The following is a 23,090-nucleotide window of genomic DNA, read 5'->3' as shown; positions in this document are numbered from 1 at the left end:
AAGCGAGGCGGCCTGACAGCCGACCTGACTTTTACAGATACCCCCAATCCCCTGTGGGAGCCAGCCTGCTGGCGATGGACTGCCAAACCACGCGATCATCCAGACAGGGCGCGTTATCGTTGACCTCCATCGCGAGCAGGCTCGCTCCTACAGGTGTTTCCAAGTGACTCGCCGGGCGAAACCATAGGTGGCCGTTACCGCAGCAACGGATATACACCCAATCCAAATACTCATCTGCAGGGGCGAATTTCGGTCAAATATTTTGGCCACATTAATCCCCTTTTGGCCTTTCCTGCCGTTCTCCGAAATCGTCCGCGCCGCAAGACTGTGAGCAACCGAACCCGACTGCGGAGAACAATAAAATGCTGACGATCTACTCGGACGATCACCACCTGCACCACGGCCGATGCGAACTCATCGACGGGCAACTCAAGCCCTGCTTTGAAATGCCTTCGCGTGCCGACCACGTGTTGTCACGTGTGCAAAAGCAGAACCTGGGCCCGGTAGAAGCACCGAAGGATTTTGGCCTGGGGCCAATCGAACGCATCCACAGCCGCGACTACCTAGACTTTTTCAAAGGTGCCTGGGCGCGCTGGACCGCATTCAACACCGACGGTGACTTGCTGCCCTACACCTGGCCGGCCCGTACCTTGCGTCGTATCAAGCCTACCAGCCTGCACGGCGAACTGGGCTACTACAGCTTCGACGGCGGCGCGCCGATCACCGCCGGCACCTGGCAAGCAGCGTACAGCGCGGCGCAAGTCGCCCTCACCGCGCAAGCAGAAATCCAGCGCGGCGCCCGCAGTGCCTTCGCCCTGTGCCGCCCACCAGGACACCACGCCGCCAGTGACTTGATGGGCGGCTACTGCTACCTCAACAACGCGGCCATCGCAGCGCAAGCCTTTCTCGACCAGGGCCACAAGAAAGTCGCGATCCTCGATGTCGACTACCACCACGGCAACGGCACCCAGTCGATTTTCTACGAGCGCAGCGACGTGCTGTTCACTTCGATCCATGGCCACCCGGAAGCCGAGTTCCCGTTCTTCCTCGGCTATGAGGACGAGCGCGGCGAAGGCGCCGGTGAAGGCTTCAACTTCAACTATCCTTTGCCCGCCGGCAGCGGCTGGGATAGCTGGAGCGCGGCGCTGGAGCAGGCCTGCAACGAGATCGAAACCTATGGCGCCGACATCGTCGTCGTGTCCCTGGGCGTGGATACGTTCAAAGACGACCCGATCTCCCAGTTCAAGCTCGACAGCCCCGATTACCTGGCCATGGGCAAACGCATCGCCAGGCTTGGCGTGCCGACCCTGTTCGTGATGGAAGGCGGTTACGCGGTAGAAGAGATCGGCATCAACGCCGTCAACGTTCTTGAAGGCTTTGAAAACGCTTAACAAGGAATCGCAAAATAATGAAAAATCTCAAGCGGTTTATCGTTCCGGCCCTGTGCGCCACGGTGCTCGGTGGCGGCGCTCATGCAGAAGAACGAACGTTGCGCGTCTACAACTGGTTCGACTACATCACCCCCAAGGCCCTGGAAGATTTCAAGACCCAGAATCCACAGACCAAACTGGTCTATGACATCTTCGACACCAACGAAGCGCTGGAAGCCAAGCTGTTGACGGGCAACTCCGGCTACGATGTGGTGGTGCCGTCCAACGTGTTCCTGGCCAAGCAGATCGAAGCCGGGGTGTTCCAGCCACTGGATCGCAGCAAACTACCAAACTGGAACCACCTCGATCCCAAGCTGATGAAGCTGATCGAGGCCAACGACCCCGGCAACAAGTTCGCCGTCCCGTACATGTACGGCACCATCCTGATCGGTTTCAACCCGGACAAGGTCAAGGCCGCACTCGGTGAAAACGCGCCGGTGGACAGCTGGGACCTGATCTTCAAGGAAGAGAACATCAGCAAGCTCAAGCAGTGCGGCGTCGCCCTGCTCGACTCGCCGTCGGAGATCCTGCCCCTGGCCCTGCAACACCTTGGCCTGGACCCAAACAGCAAAAAGCCTGCGGACTACGACAAGGCTGAAGCGCTGCTGATGAAGATCCGTCCGCACGTCACCTACTTCCACTCGTCCAAGTACATGGCCGACATCGCCAACGGAGACATCTGCGTCGCCGTCGGATATTCCGGCAGCTTCTCCCAGGCGGCCAACCGCGCGAAGGAAGCCAAGAACGGTGTGGTAGTCGACATGCGCCTGCCCAAGGAAGGTGCGCCGATCTGGTTCGACATGCTCTCCATCCCGAAAGGCGCGAAGAATCCGGAAGACGCCTACACCTTCATCAACTACCTGCTGCAACCCCAGGTGATCGCGCCGGTCAGCGACTTCGTGGGTTATCCGAACCCGAACAAGGACGCCACGGAACTGGTCGACCCGGCGATTCGCAACAACCCGAACCTGTACCCGACCGAAGCGGCCATGGGCACCCTCTACACCCTGCAACCGCTGCCGCGCGATGCCGAACGCGCACGCACCCGGGCGTGGACCAAGATCAAGTCGGGGACTTGAAGCGATACACAGGGAACTGAGTAAACGGAGAATCCTGTAGGAGCCCGGCTTGCCGGCGAAAGCGGCCTCGAGTATTGCACTGACCTTTCGACCGCCTTCGCGGGCAAGCCGGATCGCCGCACGCTCCTACAGAATTCTATTTTGCCTGCAATAAGTATCTACCACCTCCCGCCCCCACCTGCCCTCTACCGTGCCCGAACCCCGCGCTGTCCCCTCAGCGCTTCACCGGACACAGGAAACGGCCATGCCCGCCACCCCCTCCAGCAACCCCGACGACATTCTCACTCAACTGGTGACCGGCCCCTCGATCAGGGAAGTCGCTTCGACCTCGATCCGCACCGCCCTCGACACCGAATATCCGCAACTGCACATCGATCCAAACCTGACCATGGTTGCCACGCCCGTCTGGACCCTTACCGACAACCAGGTCCTGCCCGGCAACAGCCGCTTCGAATCCCTGACCGACGCCCTGGTACGGCTGGTCCTGTCCGGCGCGACAGCCACTTACATCGACGGGGAACATTTCCTGACCCGGCAACCGGGCGTCGAGCCGGGCATCAAGCTGCCGGTAAAGATCGATGCTATCGGCTGCCTGCTCAATCGCCTGGCCCGGCTGTTTTTCGTGGCCTACCAGGAACAACAACTGGACTACTGGAATGAAACCATCGCCCCCGACAAACCGCGCTGGCATCAAATCAGCGAAGGCCTGCACAGCCTCTGGAACGACGGCAAACCCGATGACTGGGACGAAGACCAGCGGGCCCTGGCCCTGACCGTCTACAACCACCCGCAACAGGCCGATCGCCAGGCACACGACAAGTACCAGACACGCGCCTGCCTGATCGACATCGACGAGCTCGACCAACAGCGCAGCGAACACCGACAGCTGATGGACACCGCCGTCATTGTCGGCACGCTGGGGGAACGCACGCTGGTCGTTACGCATTCGATCACCGACGGATTCAGTCAGTACGGCTCGCTGGCAGCATTTAGCGAAGCCCTTCGCAAGCGCTTCACTTCATCGATAAATGCTCGAAAACTGCAGTGGCGCCTTTACGAACCCACGGGCAATTTTTTCGAGCAGCAGGCCTGTGCGTTGATCGCCCTGGAAATCCAGGCCATCGGCTCACTCAGTGAGACGGCGATATCGATGCTGACGCCACGGATTGCAGCGGCGCCCGGTCATTTCGAAAAGCTCGTGCAACAGCAACCCACGCGTTTCAGCCAGGTCCAGCATCAGCTGCAGGACTGGCTGCTCGATGCCTCGACGGTAGACCTCACTCGCTACAGTCGGCACTTGATGGACCTGGCCTTGTTGCGCGAGCAACATGCCGGGAAGTCGTTCAACGATGGCATTGCTGCTTTGCGCGAATTTACGTTAAACGCCTTGCGAGAGCAGATGACCAAGGATCATCCGCAAGCCACCCTGCCGCGCCTGGAAGACGTTCAAATCAGCAGCACGCGCCCGGTGATCCTCGGGACATTTGCGGTGCCGGGCAAGACCGAGACCGTCACGCTGTCTCTCGTCGACCTGGCGTTGCAGAACCTGACGGCCCTGCCCTGGGGTGACAAAATCGTGCAATACCGTGACGGATCAGCGGTGGCGTCATGGTTGACGCCGGCCTATCTGGACAGCCTGGTGAGCGCCGTGAACATCGGCGAAACCTACCCCGGGCTGATCAAGCGCACACTGCTCGACGACCCGAAAGAAACGGCCCGGCGCCAGCAGCTCTACGCCGACGACCTGCGCATTCAGCTACCGCTGCAAACGCTGCAATCGAAGATCCGTGGCGAAGCCGGCATCGATGACCTGGGTTATCGCTATGTCTTCGCGGCCTTGCAGGAAAAGGCAGCGGATCGTTATGTCGAGGGCCTGGAAATCATCATTCGCCCACTGGCTTTCATTCCAGGCGGACGCAACGACGGCAAGGCTGACGAAGTCGCCAACATGTTCGTGATCGGGCCGCGACACGCCGAAAAAGGCCCCTGCCTGCTGTATCGGCCACTGCTCGATCATCCACTGCTGCAATACCCCGGCGAAGCGGACCTGCTCTACGCCATCAAGCACAGCAAGGCGTTGCGCCAGTCGGTCCTGGCCTGGCTGGCCGACGACGTTCGCTTCAATTACTCGCAGTACGTGTTCCCTGGCGAGCTGCCTTCCGTCTGGACCTTGTCCCAATGGCTGGTCGATCCAGCCTCGCTGCTGGGGATGATGGGCGCCGTGACCCTGGGTTCGTCGCCTATGCCGCAACCTGCCTTGCCGGCCCTGTTCAGCGCCAACGCCAACGCCTTGATCACCCTGGCCGACCGGCAGTCGGTGTCCAATGCGCAAAGCCGTTGGGCTACCCTCAAACAAGCGGCCTGGATGCTGTTCAATGTGACGTTGCCCTTTCTCGGGCGTACGGCTGCGACGGCCGCCTGGATCTGGCAGATCATGGACGATCTGGAACAGGCGCGCGAAGCCCGGGAAGCGGATGATTCCGCGCATGCATGGACCGCGCTGACCGATCTGTTCCTGACCTTGGGCATGGTCCTGGCGCACCACGCCGCCACGCGCAACAAGCCGCGCGCCCCCCGCCTTGAGACCGCCACGCCAGCGCTCGAAAAACCGGTCGCGGCCACCACCGTGACGCAGATGCCCGACATCGTCGCTCACCACCTGCCCGACAACCACCCGACACCCCTGCACTCCTTCGGCATTTTGTCGCCAGCGAGCCTGGCATCCGTGCTGGACCGGTTGGCCATCGCCAAACCCGCCGGGCTCGAAAACCCGTCGAACCAACCCGGCCCCCACCGCTACCTGAGCCCGCTCGCGCAAAAGTGGTATGCCCAGGTCGGCCAGCGCTGGTTCGAGGTCTGGCTCAACGACGATGGCGATGTGCAAATCATCGACTCGCGCATGACACCGTCACGCACAGGTCCCCTGCTGATTCATTCCGCACAGGGACAATGGTTCATCGATACACGCTTGAGACTGCGCGGCGGAGGCCGCAGCCGCAAAGCGCTCGCCCTGCAAAACCAGCAGCGCAAAGACACGCTGAAGCAGCAACTGACAGCGTTTGAAAGTCGCAAAGACCAGCTGATGGAGGAACTCCATGCCGCGCAGGATGCAGTAACGGCGCCCGCCACCGAGGTGGCCGCCCCCCATCGGCAGCGCCTGATCGAAACACTGGATGCGCATTTGGTCGAGTTCGGCACTTTCATCGAACAGCTCAAGGCTTACAACAGCATTGAATCGATCCCCAACTACCGCGCGGTCCTGGTCGACTGCCTGGATCATCAGTTGTACCTGACGAAGACGTGGTTCACGCAGCAAGACAGGGCGTTTGGCGAACACATGCGTCGATCCCTCGCGCTGCTGGACAACGAGCCGGGGGACGCCACACAGACTCCCCGCCAGACCCACCAGCTCACCAGTGACCTGACCCAGGGCTTTATCGACAAGATCGAGTTTACCCAGGCTCGCATCGAAGAGCTGAAGCGGCTGGGCAAGGAAGCGGCGGAAGTGGCCAAAGAGGGCAAGGAAGCGCTGCCTCGATTCGCACTACAGGACCTGAAACTGTTCCAGATCAGCCTTGCCCAGGAACTCTGCCTGAGTGACAGCACCAGGGTGGACACGGCGCCGGCCCGACAAGCCATGACACAACTAGTCGAGGATACGGGCCTGACCGTCCAATCTGCGCTGGACCTCGCCGAACAGGACGATGCACTGCCCCTGCCTGAGCGGATCGACGGTTTCAGTGAGTTGGTGGAGCAGTTCGCCATCCTCGACCTGCGAATACTCGACCTGCCTGGCGAATACCCGCGGCAGTTGCTGCAACCCCCTCTGGACCTGATGCGCCAGCGGATCGAAGCATTCAAGGAACACAGCGTGAAACAGCTCACCGAGCTGTTGCATGAGCGCAAATCGCTCGAACCGCCCCCCGGCCCTTCTCGCCCTGCCCCGGTCTCGAAACGCATCATCAAGACCCGTTACAAAGGTACGGTGGTCGGCAAACCCCGTGCGCGCTCGGAGGCAGACAACACCGAATGGGTCGACGTAATATCACCACTGACCAAAAAAGTCACCGCGACCTTCCATGAGAAAACACCTGGCGTGTGGGTCGAGCATGAATCTGCGCCAGAGCAGGCACCTGCCCAGGTACGTCCTGATTTGCCAACCAGCCTGCAGAAGGGCCAGCTGCTGGTGGATCAATTGCAGTCGTTCATTCGCCGAACCGAGGGTCATTCGAAGGTGGCGGGACGCAATCCCACGGAAATCGAGGAGATGTTTGAACTGCACGCCAATCGCCTGCGAAAAGCAGCCGATACGATCGAAGACGCCCTCACCGATAATAATTCGACCGACGACGGGCCGGGGTCAGCCGCACTACTGGCCAAACAGCTCACCGAACGCGCGACAGAGCTCCACGACAAAGGTCGCGCGACCCGAATCCGCATGACCAAGGAACAGCCCCCCACCGCGGCCCGTGTTGAATGGCTGATGAGCAAGAAACTGATCACCATCGCCAAGACACCCGGCCGACGTCGACTCAAGGCGCATAAAAACGACTATCTCGAGGAGTACGAGATACGCGAACAGGGCACTGCAAAAGTGCTTTGGTACGCCCACTTCCACTATTCGGGCCCGGACACCGCCCCTAAAACCTACACCGCCGCCCACCTGAAAACCGAATCCCAACGCCTGCTCGGCGGTGCACTGGATCAGCGAAAGCCTGTCTCCAACAACGAGTTGATCGCTGTGTACCGCAGTGAAATCAGCCCGAAACTGGCGGATGAGTTGTTCTTGTCATCCAACAACCCAGCCGCTTCGGGTTCCTGAAAAACAACCCGTGCCTGCCAGGACTCGCGCTTTCAGCGAGTCCTGCGCCAGGCCTTGCTCAATCTTCCGAGTGCCGCGCTGATCGCCTCCTCCGGCACCGCGGCAAACCCCAATACCAGCCCGGCGCGTTGATCGGGTGTGTTGTTCGAATCCGCCAGCCAGTAGTTGCTCAGGCCATTGATCTCGACGTCGACGCTGGCCGCGGCTTCTATCAGTGCTTGTTCGCGGGCCAGCGTGTCTACCGTCACCGTCATGTGCAATCCGGCGGCCACGCTCGGCAGTTGGCCGACACCGGCAATGTCCGCCGGCCAGTTGGCCAATAGCGTGTTGCGCCGGCTCAACGCGGCACGACGCATGCGCCGCACGTGGCGCTGAAAATGTCCGGCGGCCATGAACTCGGCCATCACCGCCTGGGTGCTCACCTCGGAATGCCGCACATCCACCGCCCGCCGCTGGGCAAACGCCTCGACCAATGCCGGCGGCAGCACCAGGTAGCCCAGGCGCAGGGCGGGAAAGGCCACTTTGCCGAACGTACCGACATAGAGCACCCGCCCGTGACGATCGAGCGCGGCCAAGGGAGCCAGCGGTGCGCCGCTGTATCGGTACTCGCCGTCATAATCGTCCTCGACGATCCAGCCCTGGCTGCGCTCGGCCCAGGCCAGCAATTCCAGGCGTCGCGCCAGGCTCATCACCACGCCCAAGGGGTATTGATGCGAGGGCGTCACGTACGCCAGGCGACAATCGTCCAGGCGCGCCAGTTCGCGGCAATCAATGCCCTCGCTGTCCACCGCGATGCCGTGCAATCGCCCACCGGCCACCGCAAACGCATGCCCGGCCGCCCGATACCCGGGGTTTTCAACCGCCACCCCGTCCCCCGGCTCGACCAGCAACTGCGCACACAGGCTGATCCCTTGCTGCGCGCCGCTGGTGACGACAATTTGCTCCGCCGTGCATTGCATGCCGCGAGAACTGCGCAAATACGCGGCGATCATCCCGCGCAATCGCGCATCGCCTTGGGGCGCGCCGTAACACAGCTGCTGCAGATCCGGTTTACGCCAGAACGCCGCATTGAGCTTGGCCCACACCTCGAACGGAAACAGATCGAAGGCCGGCACGCCGACCCGAAAGGCCCGCGGCGGACCGCTGGGAGGCGTCGGCAGGTGGTTGTTTTCCAACCGCGCCAATGCGCCGCTGCGGGCAACTTTAGCGGCTGGCACCACTGGCACCTCCAGGCCCTTGGCAGCGACGTCCGGCAGTACTTTCGGCGCAGATTTCCTGCCCGGCAACGGTGCTTGGGGCAATTGTGCGACATAGGTCCCGTCACCCACCCGCCCTTCGATAAACCCTTCGGCGTAGAGCTGGTCGTAGGCCCGCACCACGCTGTTACGGGAAATCGCCAGGGCCGCCGCCAGATCCCGACTCGCCGGCAATCGCGTACCGCTGGCCAGGCGCCCGTCGAGCACCCGTACCCGCAAGGCCTGATAGAGCTGGCGACTCAAGCCCTGGCGGCGGTCGAGTTCGATACCCGCCGGGTTGAAGGACAAGGACAGCGACGCATCCGTCATGGCAATGGACCTATGAAATTTGTCGTTAATGGCTCTTACAACAGACCAATAGCCTGCCTAGGATGCAGGCATTCGCCAAGGAATATTTCCATGTATACGCCCCGCGCCTTTGCCCTCAACGATTTGCATGAGCTGCAGCAACAGATCCTCGGCACCCGCCTCGCCGTGCTGGTTACCCATGGCGAACACGGCCTGCAAGCCAGTCATCTGCCCTTGCTGCTCAATACCGACGAGGGTCCCAACGGCACCCTGTATGGCCATTTCGCCAAGGCCAACCCACAGTGGAAAGCACTGCAGGACGGCGCCGAAGCACTGGTCATTTTTGCCGGCGCCGATGCCTATGTCAGTCCCGGGTTCTACCCGAGCAAAGCCGAGGACGGCAAAGTCGTGCCGACCTGGAACTACGTGGCCGTGCATGCCTATGGCAGCGCTGAAGTGTTCACCGATGCCGATCGCCTGCGCTCACTGGTCAGCGCCTTGACCGATCGCCACGAAGCCGGTCGCGCGCAACCGTGGAAAGTCGCCGATGCCCCGGCCGATTACATCGACGGCATGCTCAAGGCCATCGTCGGTTTCGCCCTACCGATCCAGCGCCTGGAAGGCAAACGCAAGCTCAGCCAGAACCGCAACGCCAGCGACATCGCCGGCGTGCGCGCAGGGCTGGCTGCCAGCCCCGATGCCCACGACCGGGCCCTCGCCCACTTTATGCCCTAAGGAATGAACATGAGTCAGATCGACATCCGCCCGGTCAGCGCCGACGACCACGCCGCATGGCTGCCGCTGTGGCAGGCCTACCTGCGCTTCTACAACACCGAACTGTCAGACACCGTCAGCCAAAGCACCTGGCAGCGCCTGCTCGACCCGAACGAACCCACCCACGCCGCCCTCGCCTGGGCCGACGGCAAGGCGGTGGGCATGGTGCATTTCATCTACCATCGTTCCAACTGGAGCATTGAAAACGCCTGCTACCTGCAGGATCTGCTGGTAGCGCCCGAAACCCGAGGCACCGGTGTTGGTCGCCAGCTGATCGAATTCGTCTACGCCACGGCCAAAGCCGACGGCTGCAACAAGGTGCATTGGCTGACCCACGAAACCAACGCCACCGCGATCCAGCTCTACGAGCGCATCGCCGAGCGTCCGGGTTTCATCCAGTTTCGCAAAGCCATCTAAGGTTCAAGGAGAACAGCATGCCGACTTCACTCGCCGACTGGAAAGGCGTCCCGGCCCCGACGGTCCAACTGATCGAAGGGCGTTTCATCCGCCTGGAAAAACTCGACCCGGCGCGCCACGGCGACGACTTGTTCAACGCCCTGCAAGGTCCAGGCGCCGACCCGAAACTGTGGGATTACCTGCCTTACGGCCCTTTCCCGGAACGCAGCGCATTCAACGACTGGCTGGACAACCACGCCGCCAGCAGCGACCCCTACTTCTTCAGCGTGATCGACCGCGCCAGCGGCGAGGTGCAAGGCATCCTCAGCCTGATGTCGATCGTCCCGGCCCAGGGCCGCATCGAAATTGGCCACGTCACCTTCGGCGCGCCGATGCAACGTTCACCCAAGAGCACCGAGGCCGTCTACCTGCTGGCCAAGGAATCGTTCGCCCTCGGCTACCGGCGCCTCGAGTGGAAATGCAACAACGGCAACGCCCGCTCCAAATACGCGGCCGAGCGCCTGGGCTTCAGTTTCGAAGGCGTCTTCCGCCAGCATATGGTGGTCAAGGGGCAGAACCGGGATACCGCCTGGTATTCGATCATCGACTCGGAATGGCCGGCGATTGGCGCGGGGTTCGAACGCTGGTTGAGTGATGAAAACCAGACGGATTCGGGGCAGGTGAAAGGGTTGGCGGAGTGTCGCAATGCTGTTCTGTAGGAGCGAGCTTGCTCGCGAAGGACGTCAACGATAACGAGGGCAGCCTGACTGCACGCGGTGCCCTGACGACCATCGCGAGCAAGCTCGCTCCTACAGTGGCGGCTGGCATTCGACCGTCATTTTCAAGCCTGCCGCAAGGCGCCATCGAACGACTACATGAGGACGTCTCGTACCTCCTGTCCTACGTAGTCCACGTAACAAAAAAAATGTCTAATCTTTATGTTGCTCCGGCGCTTAAACATCCACCAGCGGGGACACTACTCACTAACAAGGTTTGATTGCCGGAAGTAACGCCATTGCATGCAATGACGTTGTGCGATACCACCTGAATAGATCCTTGAAATACGGGCTACCAGACCCGTTTCAAGAAGGAGGTAGCCATGCTTCACTTGACCAAATCGGCTCGCCAGTACGAAGAAACCGGTATCCCGGGCGTTCGCTTTTCCACCGTGTGGGGGGAGAACGGAACGGGTTCGGACTTTATTGCGTTTGAAGCTGGCGCACGCTTTCCACTGCATGACCATGAAGGGCCGGAGGAGATCCTTATGGTGTCGGGAAAGATCCGCTTCGGTGATCTGGTAATGTCACCAGGCGACTATCTGAGAATGGGACCTGGGGAGCAACATGACGCAGAAGCGCTCGAAGACTCTGTGTTTTTCCTGGCCCATATAGGCGGCGCCATTATCAAGGAGTGAGGTCGACTCCCAATCGAAAACAACCGATGAGTCTTGCTCACCTGGACAGCCACGGACTACCGGGCCAAGTGGCTGTCCTCTCTGTGGGTCGTTCCCCCTTTTTTCCTCCAACCATGTACAGCACCCACACGCTACGGAGAACCAAGGCATCGCTGATCTATTGTAAGACGAAGAACCTGAGAGCAGTGCAACTCCTGCCAGGCCAAACGAAGCTTGAAAGTACCGTCAGATACCTGGTGATCGAGTTCGATGACGCCCTGGAAATGGCGAAACAGCCGTGCGGCTGACCAGCCACAGCGACGGTCAATGCCAGGCCGTCGCTGTCCGGCCAAAAGTGGACGGTAGACACGGCAATGGCAAATTGGTAGCGTCACTTCACTTAATAGACATAGAAATGCCTACTACGAAATTCTTGCAATGTTCGATCACTGCGTAATTATTGGAATACGCACATGAACGCTCAAACGTTCAAACGTTCAAACGTTCAAGGTCTGAAAATCTGCAAAAGCACTTGCCATGGAAACTATATGCCACTCATTCAAAAAATTTATGAAGCGACTGAACTCGGCCATCTTGCTCAGCCCTTCACTGTCGAAGATCTAAAAAGCTGGATGAAAGAAAGGCAAGTCGTTAAAGACAACGGAAAAAAGTATGCTGAATCATCAATTAATGCGATTCTTTCCAACTCAGACACAAACAATACCCCGACATCAAATCTGAACAGAAAAACCTTGATAAGCAGGAGTAATGACGGAGGAAAAAAAGAATACTGGTTTTAACTGTTGCGTGAAATCCCTCGGATTTGTTCCTGCGAGCTGACGAACTCCAACTGAAACGTCGCGCAATCAGGGCCCGACATCCGGGCCCTGCTGCTCAAGCCTGCCGCAACGCCCCTTCGAACGCTGGCGCCAAGCCCGACGACGCCAGCTTGCTTACAAAGGCGCCGGTACGCTGCTGCTTGTATGACTAAAAGGGACGGGACTAAAATGGACTCATCTTTTTCTCACTTTTTTCTCTTTTTCTCTGTCCACTTTTTCTCTATTTATTGGATATTCGGCTTTTTCAGATCACTCCTACAGATCATTCCTAGAGGTTGGCTTCCCGCCCCGTCATTTCGGGCCATTGCAATACATTGTTACTTACTTACCATTTGATTTTCAGCCTAAATAGTCAATTATAAATCTAACTATAACAGCCGCACGACGCCTAAAATTTAAAATCAAAAGCTCAACTGCACCTTGTGATCAATGATCACTTTACAAGCTGCACGACACATAAAATTTTGCTACTTCGCCAAGTAAACACGCTTATCCCATTACCAAGGAGATGGTACACGGTGCATCTGCCAAAAAGCTCTTTGATTAAAGCAGGCTATCGACCCCGGCCTGCCCTGGTCTGTTACTTGAGTCGGCTTTTCACGTGGGCACCGATTTTTCCACTTCACGGTTGGTATCGCGTATCGAAAGAGTGGCCGAGCGGCATGCCTCTTTGCGGCAGCGCTTTGTCATGCGCGGCGGCACTTAACAGCGTCAAACAGGCAAAGCCCCTGCCAAGTAGAAACTGCATTATCTTCGCCCTTCCGAAATAAATGATCACGATCGCTCCTCGCCACTTACCAGAGGGGGCTCTTCATTTACGGGTCATTTCCCGCTGCTTGATTAAAAGGAAACACATGTCGACGCTGGTCTATTACGTAGCCGCCACCCTGGATGGTTTTATTGCCACTCAACAACACAAACTGGATTGGCTGGAGAACTTTGCGCTGGGGGATGACGCAACGGCCTATGATGATTTTTACCAGACGGTCGGAGCGGTGGTCATGGGGTCGCAGACCTATGACTGGATCATGTCGAACGCTCCCGATGACTGGCCTTACCAGGATGTGCCCGCCTTTGTCATGAGCAACCGTAATCTGTCAGTCCCCGCCAACCTGGATATCACCTTCGTACGCGGTGATGCCGAAGCCATCGCGGCCAGGGCCAGGCAAGCGGCGAAGGGCAAGAATGTCTGGCTCGTTGGCGGCGGCAAAACGGCTGCCTGTTTTGCCGACGCCGGGGAGTTGCAGCAACTGTTCATCACCACCATTCCGGTCTTTCTCGGCTCCGGCGTTCCTGTGCTGCCCGTTGACCGCGCGCTTGAGGTCATCCTCAGAAAACAGCGCACGCTGCACAGCGGTGCTATCGAATGCATCCTGGACGTGAAAGCCGATGATGGAGTGAAAGCTCCCTCTCCACGGCTACAGAACCACTTCAATCTCCCGAAAACCGATCCCGGCTGTTCGTCAGGTGCAGCACCATCGCCGCTCGAGCCGCATCGGGATCCTGGCGCTTGATCGCGTTGAAAATCGCTTCATGCTCCAGGTTCGCCAGGTGCCCCAATTTCGAAAAGTCGGCGCCTCCGCGCTCGTCGACCTTCACCTGGGTACGGGGAATCATGGCATTGCCCAAGTGCTGCATGATTTCCGTGAAAAACGTATTGCCGGTAGCCTCGGCAATGATCTGGTGAAAGCGCTTGTCTTCCTCGACGCAACTGTCGTTGTTGGCCAACGACGCCTGGTAATCACTCAAGGCCTGGCGCATGCGCGCGAGCTGATCGTCCGTGCGGCGAACGGCTGCCAGCGCAACGGCCTGCACCTCCAGGCCCAGTCTCAGTTCCAGCATGCTCCTGACTTTTGCAACCGTATCCACATGCAGGCGCAGCCCTGGCTGGGAGGGTTGCTCCAGCACAAATGTGCCGATGCCGTGGCGTGTTTCCACCAAACCCGAAGCTTGCAGCTTGGAGATAGCCTCCCGGACAACGGTGCGGCTCACGCCATGCTCGAGAACGATGGTCGATTCCGAGGGCAGCTTTTCGCCTGGCTTCAATTGTCCGAGCAAGATGCGCTGGGTCAGTGCTTCCACCACGCCCTGAGCCAGATTATTGGATCGTCTACGGACAGGCGCTCCGCTTTCAATTTGCATAGGTTCGAGTCCACAGGATTTTGCTCCGCAGAGCTTAACACCCACCAGAGATTCTCTGGCGAAATGCGGAGGTAGTCCGCTGGTTCGAATCATAGAACGGCATCTACTTGTATGACAACATATCTATTAGCCTCAGATTGAGCGATATAGCTAGCACTTGTCTGACATGCCAGGCCACCCAAACCCCACCCAGAAAAGCACTTAAACCCCAATAGACACTGGGCATCGCACCCAATAAAGTTATTTTCCGCCCTCTTCCGAAAACAAAACATCCTCCATTGCATTGCAGATCAGAAAAACCACTTGTATGATGTCTATCAACACAAGCGCACCAGACATCTCGACAAAAACCAGCGATGCAGGCGAATCACATGAATCCTCAAGAACTCAAGTCCATCCTTTCTGAAGGCCTCCTGTCTTTTCCGTTGACCGACTTCAACGCAGCCGGCGACTTCCGTGCAGACACCTATGCCAAGCGCCTTGAATGGCTGGCCCCCTACGGCGCAAGCGCGTTGTTCGCGGCGGGCGGCACAGGCGAATTCTTTTCGCTCGAAGCAAGCGAGTACTCGCAAATCATCAAGGTTGCGGTGGACACCTGCCGTGGCGAAGTGCCGATTCTCGCCGGCACCGGTGGCCCTACCCGCCAAGCCATCGCTTACGCCCAGGAAGCAGAACGTCTCGGCGCGGCGGGTGTGCTGCTGCTACCTCACTACCTGACCGAAGCCAGCCAGGAAGGCCTGGTCGCTCACGTCGAACAAGTCTGCAAATCAGTGGACTTCGGGGTCGTGGTCTACAACCGCAATGTCTGCCGATTGAACGCCGACAGCCTGGAAAAGCTGGCTGATCGCTGCCCTAACCTGATCGGATTCAAGGACGGCGTGGGCGACATTGAAAGCATGGTTTCGATTCGTCGCCGCCTGGGCGAACGCCTGACCTACCTCGGTGGCCTGCCAACCGCCGAAGTGTATGCCGCGGCTTATAAAGCGCTGGGCGTGCCGGTCTACTCTTCAGCGGTATTCAACTTCATTCCGAAAACGGCCATGGAGTTCTACCGGGCAATCGCTGCCCAAGACCACGAAACCGTGGGCAAGCTCATCGATGATTTCTTCCTGCCTTACCTGGATATCCGCAATCGCTGCGAAGGCTATGGCGTGAGTATCGTCAAGGCCGGCGCCAAACTGGTGGGCCACGATGCCGGCCCCGTGCGAGCACCACTGACCGACTTGCTGCCAAATGAAATGGAAGAACTGGACGCCCTGATCAGGAAGCTTGGCCCCCAGTAGCTCGACCCGCTACAACCGGCGGCCAAGCCGCCGGCGACACGCTCAAACCCGCATAAAAATAATCAGTGGGAGATTTGAATTGTGAACAATTCAAACAATGCATCTGTCGTTGCAGAAGATGATTCGGTTCTCGCGCGCGCCGTGAGCAAAGTGAAGAGACATGTACTCCCGCTTTTCGTGATCATGTTCATCCTCAACTACATCGACCGGGTCAACATCGGTTTCGTGCGCACGCACATGGAACATGACCTCGGTATCGGTGCTGCCGCCTACGGGCTGGGTGCCGGCCTGTTTTTCATCGGCTACGCCCTCTTCGAAGTACCTTCCAACATGCTGCTGCAAAAAGTCGGAGCCCGTATCTGGCTGACGCGCATCATGTTCACCTGGGGCATCGTCGCCACGATGATGGCGTTCATCCAGAACGAAACCCACTTCTACATTCTGCGGTTCTTGCTCGGCGTGGCCGAAGCAGGCTTCTTCCCTGGCGTGATCTACTACTTCACCCGCTGGTTGCCAGGCGTCGAGCGCGGTAAGGCCATTGCGATTTTTCTCAGTGGTTCTGCCGTTGCGTCGCTGATTTCCGGCCCGCTGTCGGGTGTCCTGTTGCAGATCGAAGGTTTTGGTTTTCACGGCTGGCAGTGGATGTTCGCCATCGAAGGCCTGGCCTCTGTCGTAATCGGCGGTTTTGTCTGGTTCTGGCTGGACTCCAAACCCCACGACGCCAAGTGGCTGACGCGAGAAGAGCAAGATGCACTGGTCGGCGCTATCGATCAGGAGCAACGTGAGCGTGAAGCCCTGACGACCATCAAGCCGACCATCGGCAAGCTCCTCAAGGATCGTCAGATCCTGCTGTTTTGCGCCCTGTACTTCTGCATTCAGCTGACGATCTACGCCGCGACCTTCTGGCTTCCCAGCATCATCAAGAAGATGGGTGACCTGAGTGACGTACAGGTCGGGTTTTTCAACTCGATTCCCTGGCTGATCTCGATCATCGCCATGTACTCCTTTGCGGCGCTGTCGGGCAAGTTCAAATTCCAGCAAGCCTGGGTCGCCACCGCCCTGTTGATTGCAGCTGCCGGCATGTTCCTGTCCACCACCGGCGGGCCGATCTTCGCCTTCGTCGCCATCTGCTTCGCTGCCATCGGCTTCAAGTCTGCGTCCTCGTTGTTCTGGCCCATTCCCCAGGGCTACCTGGATGCCCGTATCGCCGCCGCGGTCATCGCGCTGATCAACTCGATCGGTAACCTGGGTGGTTTCGTGGCACCGACGACTTTCGGCTTCCTGGAACAGACCACCGGCTCGATTCAAGGCGGCCTCTATGGCCTGGCCGGTACCTCGGTACTCGCCGCGATACTGGTGTTTTTTGCCAGGACTTCACCCAAGCCATCCTCCCTGCCGACATCGCCGAACGGCGCTCCAACGGGTGCGACAGTCAAAGCGCACTGACCCCATTGATCGCTGAACGACCTCTATTCATAGGAACTTGCCATGAACGCTGAACATACTGCCAACACCACCAAGTCGCCTGTCGTCACCAGTTTTCAAGTGATACCCGTTGCGGGCCACGACAGCATGCTGCTGAACCTGAGCGGCGCCCACGGCCCGTTCTTCACTCGCAACATCGTCATTCTCAAGGACAGCGCCGGTAATACCGGCGTGGGCGAAGTACCGGGGGGTGAACGCATCCGCGAGACCCTCGAAGACGCTCGTAACCTGGTGATCGGCCAGCCCATCGGCCAGTACCAACGCATCCTCAATCAGATGCGCACCACCTTCGCCTCCCGTGACGCGGCCGGTCGCGGCCTGCAAACCTTCGACCTGCGGATCACCATTCATGCCGTGACCGCCATGGAAGCCGCCCTGCTCGATTTGCTGGGTCAATTCCTCGAGGTTCCGGTGGCGGCCTTGTTGGGCGAAGGGCAGCAACGCGATGCGGTGAAAATGCTCGGCTACCTGTTCTACGTCGGCGATCGCAATGCCACCAACCTGGCCTACCGAAACGAGTCCGACGCGGATGATGACTGGTTCCGATTGCGTCACGAGAAAGCCATGACCGCCGAGGCGGTCGTGCGCCTGGCCGAAGCGGCAAAGGCCAAATACGGCTTCAACGACTTCAAGCTCAAGGGCGGTGTACTCAGCGGCGATGAAGAAATCGAAGCGGTGACGGCACTGGCCGAGCGCTTTCCCGATGCACGAATCACCCTCGACCCCAATGGCGCCTGGTCGCTCAAAGAAGCCATCCGCTTGTGCCGCGATCAGCATCATGTCCTGGCCTACGCCGAAGACCCGTGCGGCGCGGAAAACGGTTACTCGGGCCGCGAAGTCATGGCTGAATTCCGCCGCGCCACGGGACTGAAGACCGCCACCAACATGATCGCGACCGACTGGCGCGAAATGGGCCACGCCATCCAATTGCAATCGGTCGACATCCCGCTTGCCGACCCGCACTTCTGGACGATGCAGGGCTCCGTCCGCGTGGCCCAGATGTGTCACGAATGGGGCCTGACCTGGGGCTCTCATTCCAACAACCACTTCGATATTTCCCTGGCCATGTTCACTCAAGTCGCAGCCGCCGCACCGGGAGAAATCACCGCGATCGACACCCACTGGATCTGGCAGGACGGCCAGCGCCTGACCAAAGAGCCGCTGAAAATAGAAGGCGGCTACGTCAAGGTTCCGACCAAACATGGCCTGGGTGTAGAGATCGACTTGGACGCGGTGGCCAAGGCCCACGAAGTGTACAAAGGCATGGGGCTCGGCGCGCGGGATGACAGCGTCGCGATGCAGTTCCTGATTCCGGGCTGGAGCTTCAATAACAAGCAACCTTGCCTGGTGCGCTGATCCTCAGGCGGGGCACCCAAAGTGCCCCCGACCTACGCCACCTCATCAACCGGCTTCAGACACGCATCCACTGCTCAGCCTGAGGCCCACGGAGATCGATATGCTCACACTGCTTGGCCAGAATTTTATCGCTGGCGAACGTAGCACCGACGGCGAACAACGGCTCAAGAGCCTGGACGCAAGCACCGGCCAGCCTCTGCCGTATGATTTTTTTCAAGCCACAGAGGCCGAAGTAGACCGCGCAGCCCTGGCCGCCGAAAACGCGTTCGTTGAGTACCGACAACTGAGCCCGGCACGCCGCGCCGAATTTCTCGATACCATTGCAGACGAAATTGATCAACTGGGCGAAGACTTCGACGCCATCGTCTGCCAGGAAACCGCGTTGCCAGCAGGCCGTATTCAAGGCGAACGGGCACGCACCAGTGGCCAGATGCGCCTGTTTGCCAACGTGCTGCGCCGTGGCGACTTTCTTGGTGCACGCATCGACCTGGCCCTGCCCGATCGCACGCCACTGCCGCGAGTCGACCTGCGTCAATACCGTATCGGTGTCGGCCCGGTCGCGGTGTTTGGCGCCAGCAACTTCCCCTTGGCGTTTTCGACTGCCGGTGGCGATACCGCTGCCGCGCTGGCGGCTGGCTGCCCTGTCGTCTTCAAGGCGCACAGCGGCCACATGGCAACAGCCGACCAGGTGGGCTGCGCGATCATTCGCGCGGCTGAGCGCAGCGGTATGCCCAAGGGCGTATTCAACATGATTTTCGGTAGCGGCGTAGGCGAATGGCTGGTCAAGCATCCGGCCATTCAAGCTGTCGGATTTACCGGCTCGCTGGGCGGCGGCAACGCCTTGTGCAAGATGGCGGCAGCGCGCCCACAACCCATCCCGGTGTTTGCCGAGATGTCCAGCATCAACCCGGTGGTATTGCTGCCAGACGCGCTGTCTGCACGCGGTGAAACCGTGGCAAGGGATCTGGCGGCCTCCGTGGTCATGGGCTGCGGCCAGTTCTGCACCAATCCTGGCCTGGTGATCGGGATCAAATCCCCGCAGTTCGCACAGTTCCTTGAGCATCTGCAAGGCCAAATGACTGTCCAGGCACCGCAAACCATGCTCAATGCAGGCGGCCTGCGCAGCTACAGCAAAGGGCTGGAGCACTTGCACGCCCACCCCGGCATCACCCACCTGGCAGGCTCTGAGCAGACCGGCAATCAAGCCCGACCACAACTGTTCAAGGCGGATGTGAGCCTGCTGCTTGAGGGTGACGAGTTGCTGCAGGAAGAAGTCTTTGGCCCGACCACGATCGTGATCGAAGTGGCAGACGACCACGAGCTCAAGCTCGCGCTTCACTCGCTACGGGGTCAGCTGACCGCCACGCTGATTGGCGAGCCGGCAGACCTGCAACAGTACCAATGGCTTGTTCCCGTGCTGGAGCAAAAAGTCGGACGCATTCTGGTGAACGGCTACCCCACCGGCGTCGAGGTGTGTGAAGCCATGGTGCATGGCGGGCCTTACCCGGCAACGTCGGATTCGCGCGGCACCTCCGTCGGTACGCTGGCGATCGATCGATTCCTGCGCCCGGTTTGCTTCCAGAACTATCCCGACGCGCTGTTACCTGCAGCGTTGCAAAACAGCAATCCACTCAAACTCAAACGCCTGGTCAATAGCGAGTGGAGCGACGCCGCCATTGGCTAACCCGTCTGGCCAGGTACGCGGCGCAGAAGGTTGCGCCGCCGAACTTTGAAAACACGTCACGCCGACGGCCATCGACGGGCTCAATACACATTGGGGCTTATAGGGACACCATCATGATCGCGCCTTGCCACGCCCTGCATCGCCGGCCAAAAGGCTTCAACCAATCCAGAAACCTGTCGTCCATACTCGCCCAGGTGCTGAGCGAGCGCATCACCAGCGGCGCACTGCAACCCGGGCAGAAACTGCCTGCAGAAGCGCAAGTCATGGCCGAGCATGGCGTCAGCCGAACCGTCGTGCGCGAAGCCATTTCGCAATTACAAACCCGTGGGCTGGTCATTACCAGGCACGGTATCGGCTCATTCGTCAGCGACACGCCCGATGGCGACGTGCACCCCAACTCCAATGCCTCCCTTGAAGATGTACTCGCCGTCATCGAGCTGCGTATCAGTATCGAAGTGGAAGCCGCGGGTTTCGCCGCCCAAAGGCGAAATCCGCAGCATCTGGCATGCATGCACAAGGCCCTCGACATACTGAAAGACCCGGGCATCAGTCGTGACGTGGCGGCAGCGGCCGACCATGAATTTCACCGACAGATCGCCCTGGCGACGGATAACCGTTACTTCGTGGACATCACCGACCACCTCGGCATCGATCTCATCCCCCGCAAGCGCCTCAATAGCGCCGCCTTGAATGGCGGGGATCGAATCGAGTATGGGCTGCGCCTGCAACACGAACACCAGGCGATTTACCAGGGCATTGCCGATGGCGACCCTGTGGCTGCCAAGGCGGCCATGAATCTCCATCTGGGCAACATCCGTGAGCGTCTACGCCACGCCACCTTCCGATAAACCCGGTTGGCGCATCAACCGAGTGCGTGGAAATACTCCTGCGCCATGCGCAGGAACGGCGGCAGTGCCGGGTTGTCGTTGTCGCGCCTGGAAACCATGTACACCTCTGCTCGCGGCTGAGCATCCTCAAGGGGACGGAACTGCAAATGCCCCAGGTACAGCTCGCGAGCGGCGGCTGGCACGATCGCCAGCCCCAGGCCCGCACGGACGAGCCCGAGTATGGAATGGGTCTGCCCCAGGTAGTGCAGGTAACGCGGCGATACGCCCGCCATGGCGAACAAGCCGACGATGCAGTCGTAGAAATACCGCCCTTCATCCGGCGAATACATCACGAAGGGTTGCTGATCCAGATCGGCCACCGCAATCGTCGTTTGCTGCGCCAGCGGGTGCGCGTTGGGCATCACCACCAGCAACGGCTCGCTGCAAATCAACTGCGAGTCAAACCCCAGGTGTGGCGCCGCTCGCCGAACGAAACCGACGTCGATCATGCTCGCCGCCAAGGCTTCCGTCTGGGCGCCCGAGACCATTTCATGCAATTCAAAACCTACGTCCGGGAGCCGTTGCGCGGCATGCCCGAGCAGCCCGGGAATCAGCTGGTAGCCACTGACCGCTGTAAACCCCAGGAGCAATTGCCCCGCTTCCCCTCGCGCCAGGCGCCGGGCCGCCGTTCCCGCCTGCTCGGTGTACGCCAGGACATGCCGGGCATCACGCAGGAAATGCTGCCCGGCAACCGTCAGTTGCACGTTGCGGTTACTGCGCTCAAGCAAGGTCACACCCAGCGAACGTTCCAGCATCTGGATCTGGCGGCTCAGCGGGGGCTGGGTCATGAACAATCGTTTGGCTGCCCGACCGAAATGCAGCTCTTCGGCAACCATGACAAAACAGCGAAGTTGATGGAGCTCCATGATTCAATTCTTGTATTGATCGATACAGTATCAATGTTAGACCAGCATCGATCGTTTTCCTACTCTGGAACCACACGCAGGCAGCTGCTTGTCGCCCGCCCCAATAAATCCAACTCAAGGAACGCGACGTGAAGATCAATATCCTCCTCACCCAACCTGTACCGGATCTGATCGATGCCCGGCTCCAGGCGTCATACACCGTTCACCGGCTCTACGAGGCCGCCGACCAGGACGCATTTCTCAATCAGGTGGGCCACAGCATTCGCGGTGTGGTCACCGGCGGCGCCAAGGGCCTGCCGAATGCGATCATGAACCGCCTGCCAGCGCTGCAAGTGATCGCCATCAGCGGCATCGGCACGGATGCCGTGGATCTGGCGAACGCTGCGGATCGCGGAGTTCAGGTGACCACCACCCCCGGCGTGCTGACCGATGACGTCGCGGACATGGGCATGGGTTTGCTGATCATGACCCTGCGCGATCTCGCCACCGGCGAGCGCATCGTGCGTGAAGGCCAGTGGGGCACCGTCGCGCAACCACTGGCACGCAAAGTGACCGGCATTCAACTCGGGATCGTCGGGCTGGGCCGGGTGGGTCATGCGATCGCCAAACGCGCCCAGGCATTCGACATGACGGTTAATTACACCGACCTGCGTGAGCAGCCGCAAAGCGGCTACCACTTTGTTCCCGACCTGATCGAACTGGCGCGCCGCAGCGATGTGCTGATGCTGGCAGCCTCCGCCGACAAAGGCGAAGCGATCATCACCCCGGCGGTGCTCCAGGCCCTGGGCGCCAATGGCTATCTGATCAATGTCGCCCGCGGCAAGTTGGTCGATGAGCAAGCACTGATAGCCGCCTTGAGCGACGGCACCATCGCCGGTGCAGGCCTTGATGTGTTCGCCGATGAACCCCGCGTACCTGAGGCCCTGCGTTCGCTGGGCAACGTGGTGCTGCAACCGCACCGCGCCAGCGCTACCGAACAAACCCGACTGGCCATGGGCGAAATCGTGCTGGCCAACCTGCACGCCTGCTTTGCCGGTTCGCCGCTGCCGACCGCCGTCGCTTGCTGAGCGACGCGCGCTACTCACTCCAACAATAAAACTTCCCCTGAAG

Annotated in this window: 18 protein-coding genes and 1 pseudogene; 16 read left to right on the top strand and 3 right to left on the bottom strand. The window is 59.7% G+C overall.

The features are described from left to right. The first annotated feature begins 362 nt into the window (after positions 1 to 362). The 3 genes from PMI35_RS10615 (at position 363) to PMI35_RS10625 (ending at position 7,331) form a co-directional block, all read left to right on the top strand. Positions 363 to 1,391 (top strand): histone deacetylase family protein, encoded by a 1,029-nt coding sequence (locus tag PMI35_RS10615; protein WP_008062222.1) that lies wholly within the window; start codon positions 363 to 365, stop codon positions 1,389 to 1,391. A gap of 17 nt (positions 1,392 to 1,408) precedes the next feature. Next, positions 1,409 to 2,509, top strand: coding sequence for a polyamine ABC transporter substrate-binding protein (locus PMI35_RS10620; RefSeq protein WP_008062220.1), 1,101 nt, complete (start codon positions 1,409 to 1,411; stop codon positions 2,507 to 2,509). Between the two features lie 244 nt (positions 2,510 to 2,753). Then, a complete protein-coding gene (locus PMI35_RS10625) occupies positions 2,754 to 7,331 on the top strand; it encodes a hypothetical protein (RefSeq protein ID WP_008062209.1) in 4,578 nt (1,525 codons plus the stop codon). A 32-nt stretch (positions 7,332 to 7,363) separates the two neighbouring features. Here the strand turns inward: PMI35_RS10625 and pdxR are convergent, their stop codons facing one another. Next, complete coding sequence (pdxR, locus tag PMI35_RS10630) at positions 7,364 to 8,896, bottom strand: MocR-like pyridoxine biosynthesis transcription factor PdxR (protein ID WP_008062208.1); 1,533 nt, start codon at positions 8,894 to 8,896, stop codon at positions 7,364 to 7,366. 90 nt (positions 8,897 to 8,986) lie between these two features. On the opposite strand from pdxR, the gene PMI35_RS10635 reads away from it, so the two are divergent. From PMI35_RS10635 to PMI35_RS34125, 7 genes and pseudogenes are all read left to right on the top strand, one after another. After that, positions 8,987 to 9,610: an FMN-binding negative transcriptional regulator gene (locus tag PMI35_RS10635; RefSeq protein WP_008062207.1), complete on the top strand. Its 624-nt coding sequence runs from the start codon at positions 8,987 to 8,989 to the stop codon at positions 9,608 to 9,610. A gap of 9 nt (positions 9,611 to 9,619) precedes the next feature. After that, entirely contained in the window at positions 9,620 to 10,066 is a 447-nt protein-coding gene (locus PMI35_RS10640; protein ID WP_008062206.1) for a GNAT family N-acetyltransferase, read from the top strand. Between the two features lie 17 nt (positions 10,067 to 10,083). Next, complete coding sequence (locus tag PMI35_RS10645) at positions 10,084 to 10,764, top strand: GNAT family N-acetyltransferase (protein ID WP_008062205.1); 681 nt, start codon at positions 10,084 to 10,086, stop codon at positions 10,762 to 10,764. A 380-nt stretch (positions 10,765 to 11,144) separates the two neighbouring features. Further along, positions 11,145 to 11,459, top strand: a complete 315-nt coding sequence (locus tag PMI35_RS10650; protein ID WP_008062195.1) for a cupin domain-containing protein — start codon at positions 11,145 to 11,147, stop codon at positions 11,457 to 11,459. 107 nt (positions 11,460 to 11,566) lie between these two features. Then, positions 11,567 to 11,746 (top strand): annotated as a pseudogene (locus PMI35_RS35425) (hypothetical protein); the annotation flags it as partial. Between the two features lie 165 nt (positions 11,747 to 11,911). Then, on the top strand, positions 11,912 to 12,238 hold the full coding sequence (locus PMI35_RS0132890) for a hypothetical protein (protein WP_157295731.1): 327 nt from the start codon (positions 11,912 to 11,914) through the stop codon (positions 12,236 to 12,238). A gap of 893 nt (positions 12,239 to 13,131) precedes the next feature. Beyond that, positions 13,132 to 13,791, top strand: a complete 660-nt coding sequence (locus PMI35_RS34125; RefSeq protein WP_008062193.1) for a dihydrofolate reductase family protein — start codon at positions 13,132 to 13,134, stop codon at positions 13,789 to 13,791. On the opposite strand, the gene PMI35_RS10655 is transcribed toward PMI35_RS34125, so the two are convergent. Further along, positions 13,709 to 14,419, bottom strand: coding sequence for a FadR/GntR family transcriptional regulator (locus PMI35_RS10655; protein ID WP_008062191.1), 711 nt, complete (start codon positions 14,417 to 14,419; stop codon positions 13,709 to 13,711). The two genes, PMI35_RS34125 and PMI35_RS10655, sit on opposite strands and share 83 nt — an antisense overlap. A gap of 371 nt (positions 14,420 to 14,790) precedes the next feature. Here PMI35_RS10655 and kdgD point away from each other — a divergent pair, with 371 nt between their 5' ends. From kdgD to PMI35_RS10680, 5 genes are all read left to right on the top strand, one after another. Further along, positions 14,791 to 15,702, top strand: a complete 912-nt coding sequence (kdgD, locus tag PMI35_RS10660; protein WP_008062190.1) for a 5-dehydro-4-deoxyglucarate dehydratase — start codon at positions 14,791 to 14,793, stop codon at positions 15,700 to 15,702. Positions 15,703 to 15,783: 81 nt separating this feature from the next. Then, positions 15,784 to 17,148 (top strand): MFS transporter, encoded by a 1,365-nt coding sequence (locus PMI35_RS10665; protein ID WP_008062189.1) that lies wholly within the window; start codon positions 15,784 to 15,786, stop codon positions 17,146 to 17,148. Between the two features lie 42 nt (positions 17,149 to 17,190). Continuing rightward, positions 17,191 to 18,543 carry a glucarate dehydratase gene (gene gudD, locus PMI35_RS10670; protein WP_008062187.1) on the top strand — a complete coding sequence of 451 codons (1,353 nt, stop codon included), beginning with the start codon at positions 17,191 to 17,193 and terminating at the stop codon, positions 18,541 to 18,543. 100 nt (positions 18,544 to 18,643) lie between these two features. Beyond that, positions 18,644 to 20,227: an aldehyde dehydrogenase (NADP(+)) gene (locus tag PMI35_RS10675; RefSeq protein WP_008062185.1), complete on the top strand. Its 1,584-nt coding sequence runs from the start codon at positions 18,644 to 18,646 to the stop codon at positions 20,225 to 20,227. Positions 20,228 to 20,340: 113 nt separating this feature from the next. Then, the gene (locus PMI35_RS10680; RefSeq protein ID WP_008062180.1) at positions 20,341 to 21,075 is read left to right on the top strand and encodes a FadR/GntR family transcriptional regulator; all 735 of its coding nucleotides are present in this window, start codon (positions 20,341 to 20,343) and stop codon (positions 21,073 to 21,075) included. A 14-nt stretch (positions 21,076 to 21,089) separates the two neighbouring features. Here the strand turns inward: PMI35_RS10680 and PMI35_RS10685 are convergent, their stop codons facing one another. Beyond that, positions 21,090 to 21,980: a LysR family transcriptional regulator gene (locus tag PMI35_RS10685; protein WP_202949504.1), complete on the bottom strand. Its 891-nt coding sequence runs from the start codon at positions 21,978 to 21,980 to the stop codon at positions 21,090 to 21,092. Between the two features lie 128 nt (positions 21,981 to 22,108). On the opposite strand from PMI35_RS10685, the gene PMI35_RS10690 reads away from it, so the two are divergent. Continuing rightward, entirely contained in the window at positions 22,109 to 23,047 is a 939-nt protein-coding gene (locus PMI35_RS10690) for a 2-hydroxyacid dehydrogenase (protein WP_008062176.1), read from the top strand. Positions 23,048 to 23,090 lie beyond the last annotated feature (43 nt).

The organism is Pseudomonas sp. GM78, from assembly GCF_000282475.1.
Lineage (GTDB): Bacteria > Pseudomonadota > Gammaproteobacteria > Pseudomonadales > Pseudomonadaceae > Aquipseudomonas.
This window is presented reverse-complemented; position numbering and strand designations above follow the sequence as displayed.

What these genes read in the sequence shown, in the direction of transcription:
- PMI35_RS10615 (WP_008062222.1), top strand. Translation starts at nt 363, where the DNA reads ATGCTGACGATCTACTCGGACGATCACCACCTGCACCACGGCCGATGC.
- PMI35_RS10620 (WP_008062220.1), top strand. Translation starts at nt 1,409, where the DNA reads ATGAAAAATCTCAAGCGGTTTATCGTTCCGGCCCTGTGCGCCACGGTG.
- PMI35_RS10625 (WP_008062209.1), top strand. Translation starts at nt 2,754, where the DNA reads ATGCCCGCCACCCCCTCCAGCAACCCCGACGACATTCTCACTCAACTG.
- pdxR (WP_008062208.1), bottom strand. Translation starts at nt 8,896, where the DNA reads ATGACGGATGCGTCGCTGTCCTTGTCCTTCAACCCGGCGGGTATCGAA.
- PMI35_RS10635 (WP_008062207.1), top strand. Translation starts at nt 8,987, where the DNA reads ATGTATACGCCCCGCGCCTTTGCCCTCAACGATTTGCATGAGCTGCAG.
- PMI35_RS10640 (WP_008062206.1), top strand. Translation starts at nt 9,620, where the DNA reads ATGAGTCAGATCGACATCCGCCCGGTCAGCGCCGACGACCACGCCGCA.
- PMI35_RS10645 (WP_008062205.1), top strand. Translation starts at nt 10,084, where the DNA reads ATGCCGACTTCACTCGCCGACTGGAAAGGCGTCCCGGCCCCGACGGTC.
- PMI35_RS10650 (WP_008062195.1), top strand. Translation starts at nt 11,145, where the DNA reads ATGCTTCACTTGACCAAATCGGCTCGCCAGTACGAAGAAACCGGTATC.
- PMI35_RS0132890 (WP_157295731.1), top strand. Translation starts at nt 11,912, where the DNA reads ATGAACGCTCAAACGTTCAAACGTTCAAACGTTCAAGGTCTGAAAATC.
- PMI35_RS34125 (WP_008062193.1), top strand. Translation starts at nt 13,132, where the DNA reads ATGTCGACGCTGGTCTATTACGTAGCCGCCACCCTGGATGGTTTTATT.
- PMI35_RS10655 (WP_008062191.1), bottom strand. Translation starts at nt 14,419, where the DNA reads ATGCAAATTGAAAGCGGAGCGCCTGTCCGTAGACGATCCAATAATCTG.
- kdgD (WP_008062190.1), top strand. Translation starts at nt 14,791, where the DNA reads ATGAATCCTCAAGAACTCAAGTCCATCCTTTCTGAAGGCCTCCTGTCT.
- gudD (WP_008062187.1), top strand. Translation starts at nt 17,191, where the DNA reads ATGAACGCTGAACATACTGCCAACACCACCAAGTCGCCTGTCGTCACC.
- PMI35_RS10675 (WP_008062185.1), top strand. Translation starts at nt 18,644, where the DNA reads ATGCTCACACTGCTTGGCCAGAATTTTATCGCTGGCGAACGTAGCACC.
- PMI35_RS10680 (WP_008062180.1), top strand. Translation starts at nt 20,341, where the DNA reads ATGATCGCGCCTTGCCACGCCCTGCATCGCCGGCCAAAAGGCTTCAAC.
- PMI35_RS10685 (WP_202949504.1), bottom strand. Translation starts at nt 21,980, where the DNA reads ATGGAGCTCCATCAACTTCGCTGTTTTGTCATGGTTGCCGAAGAGCTG.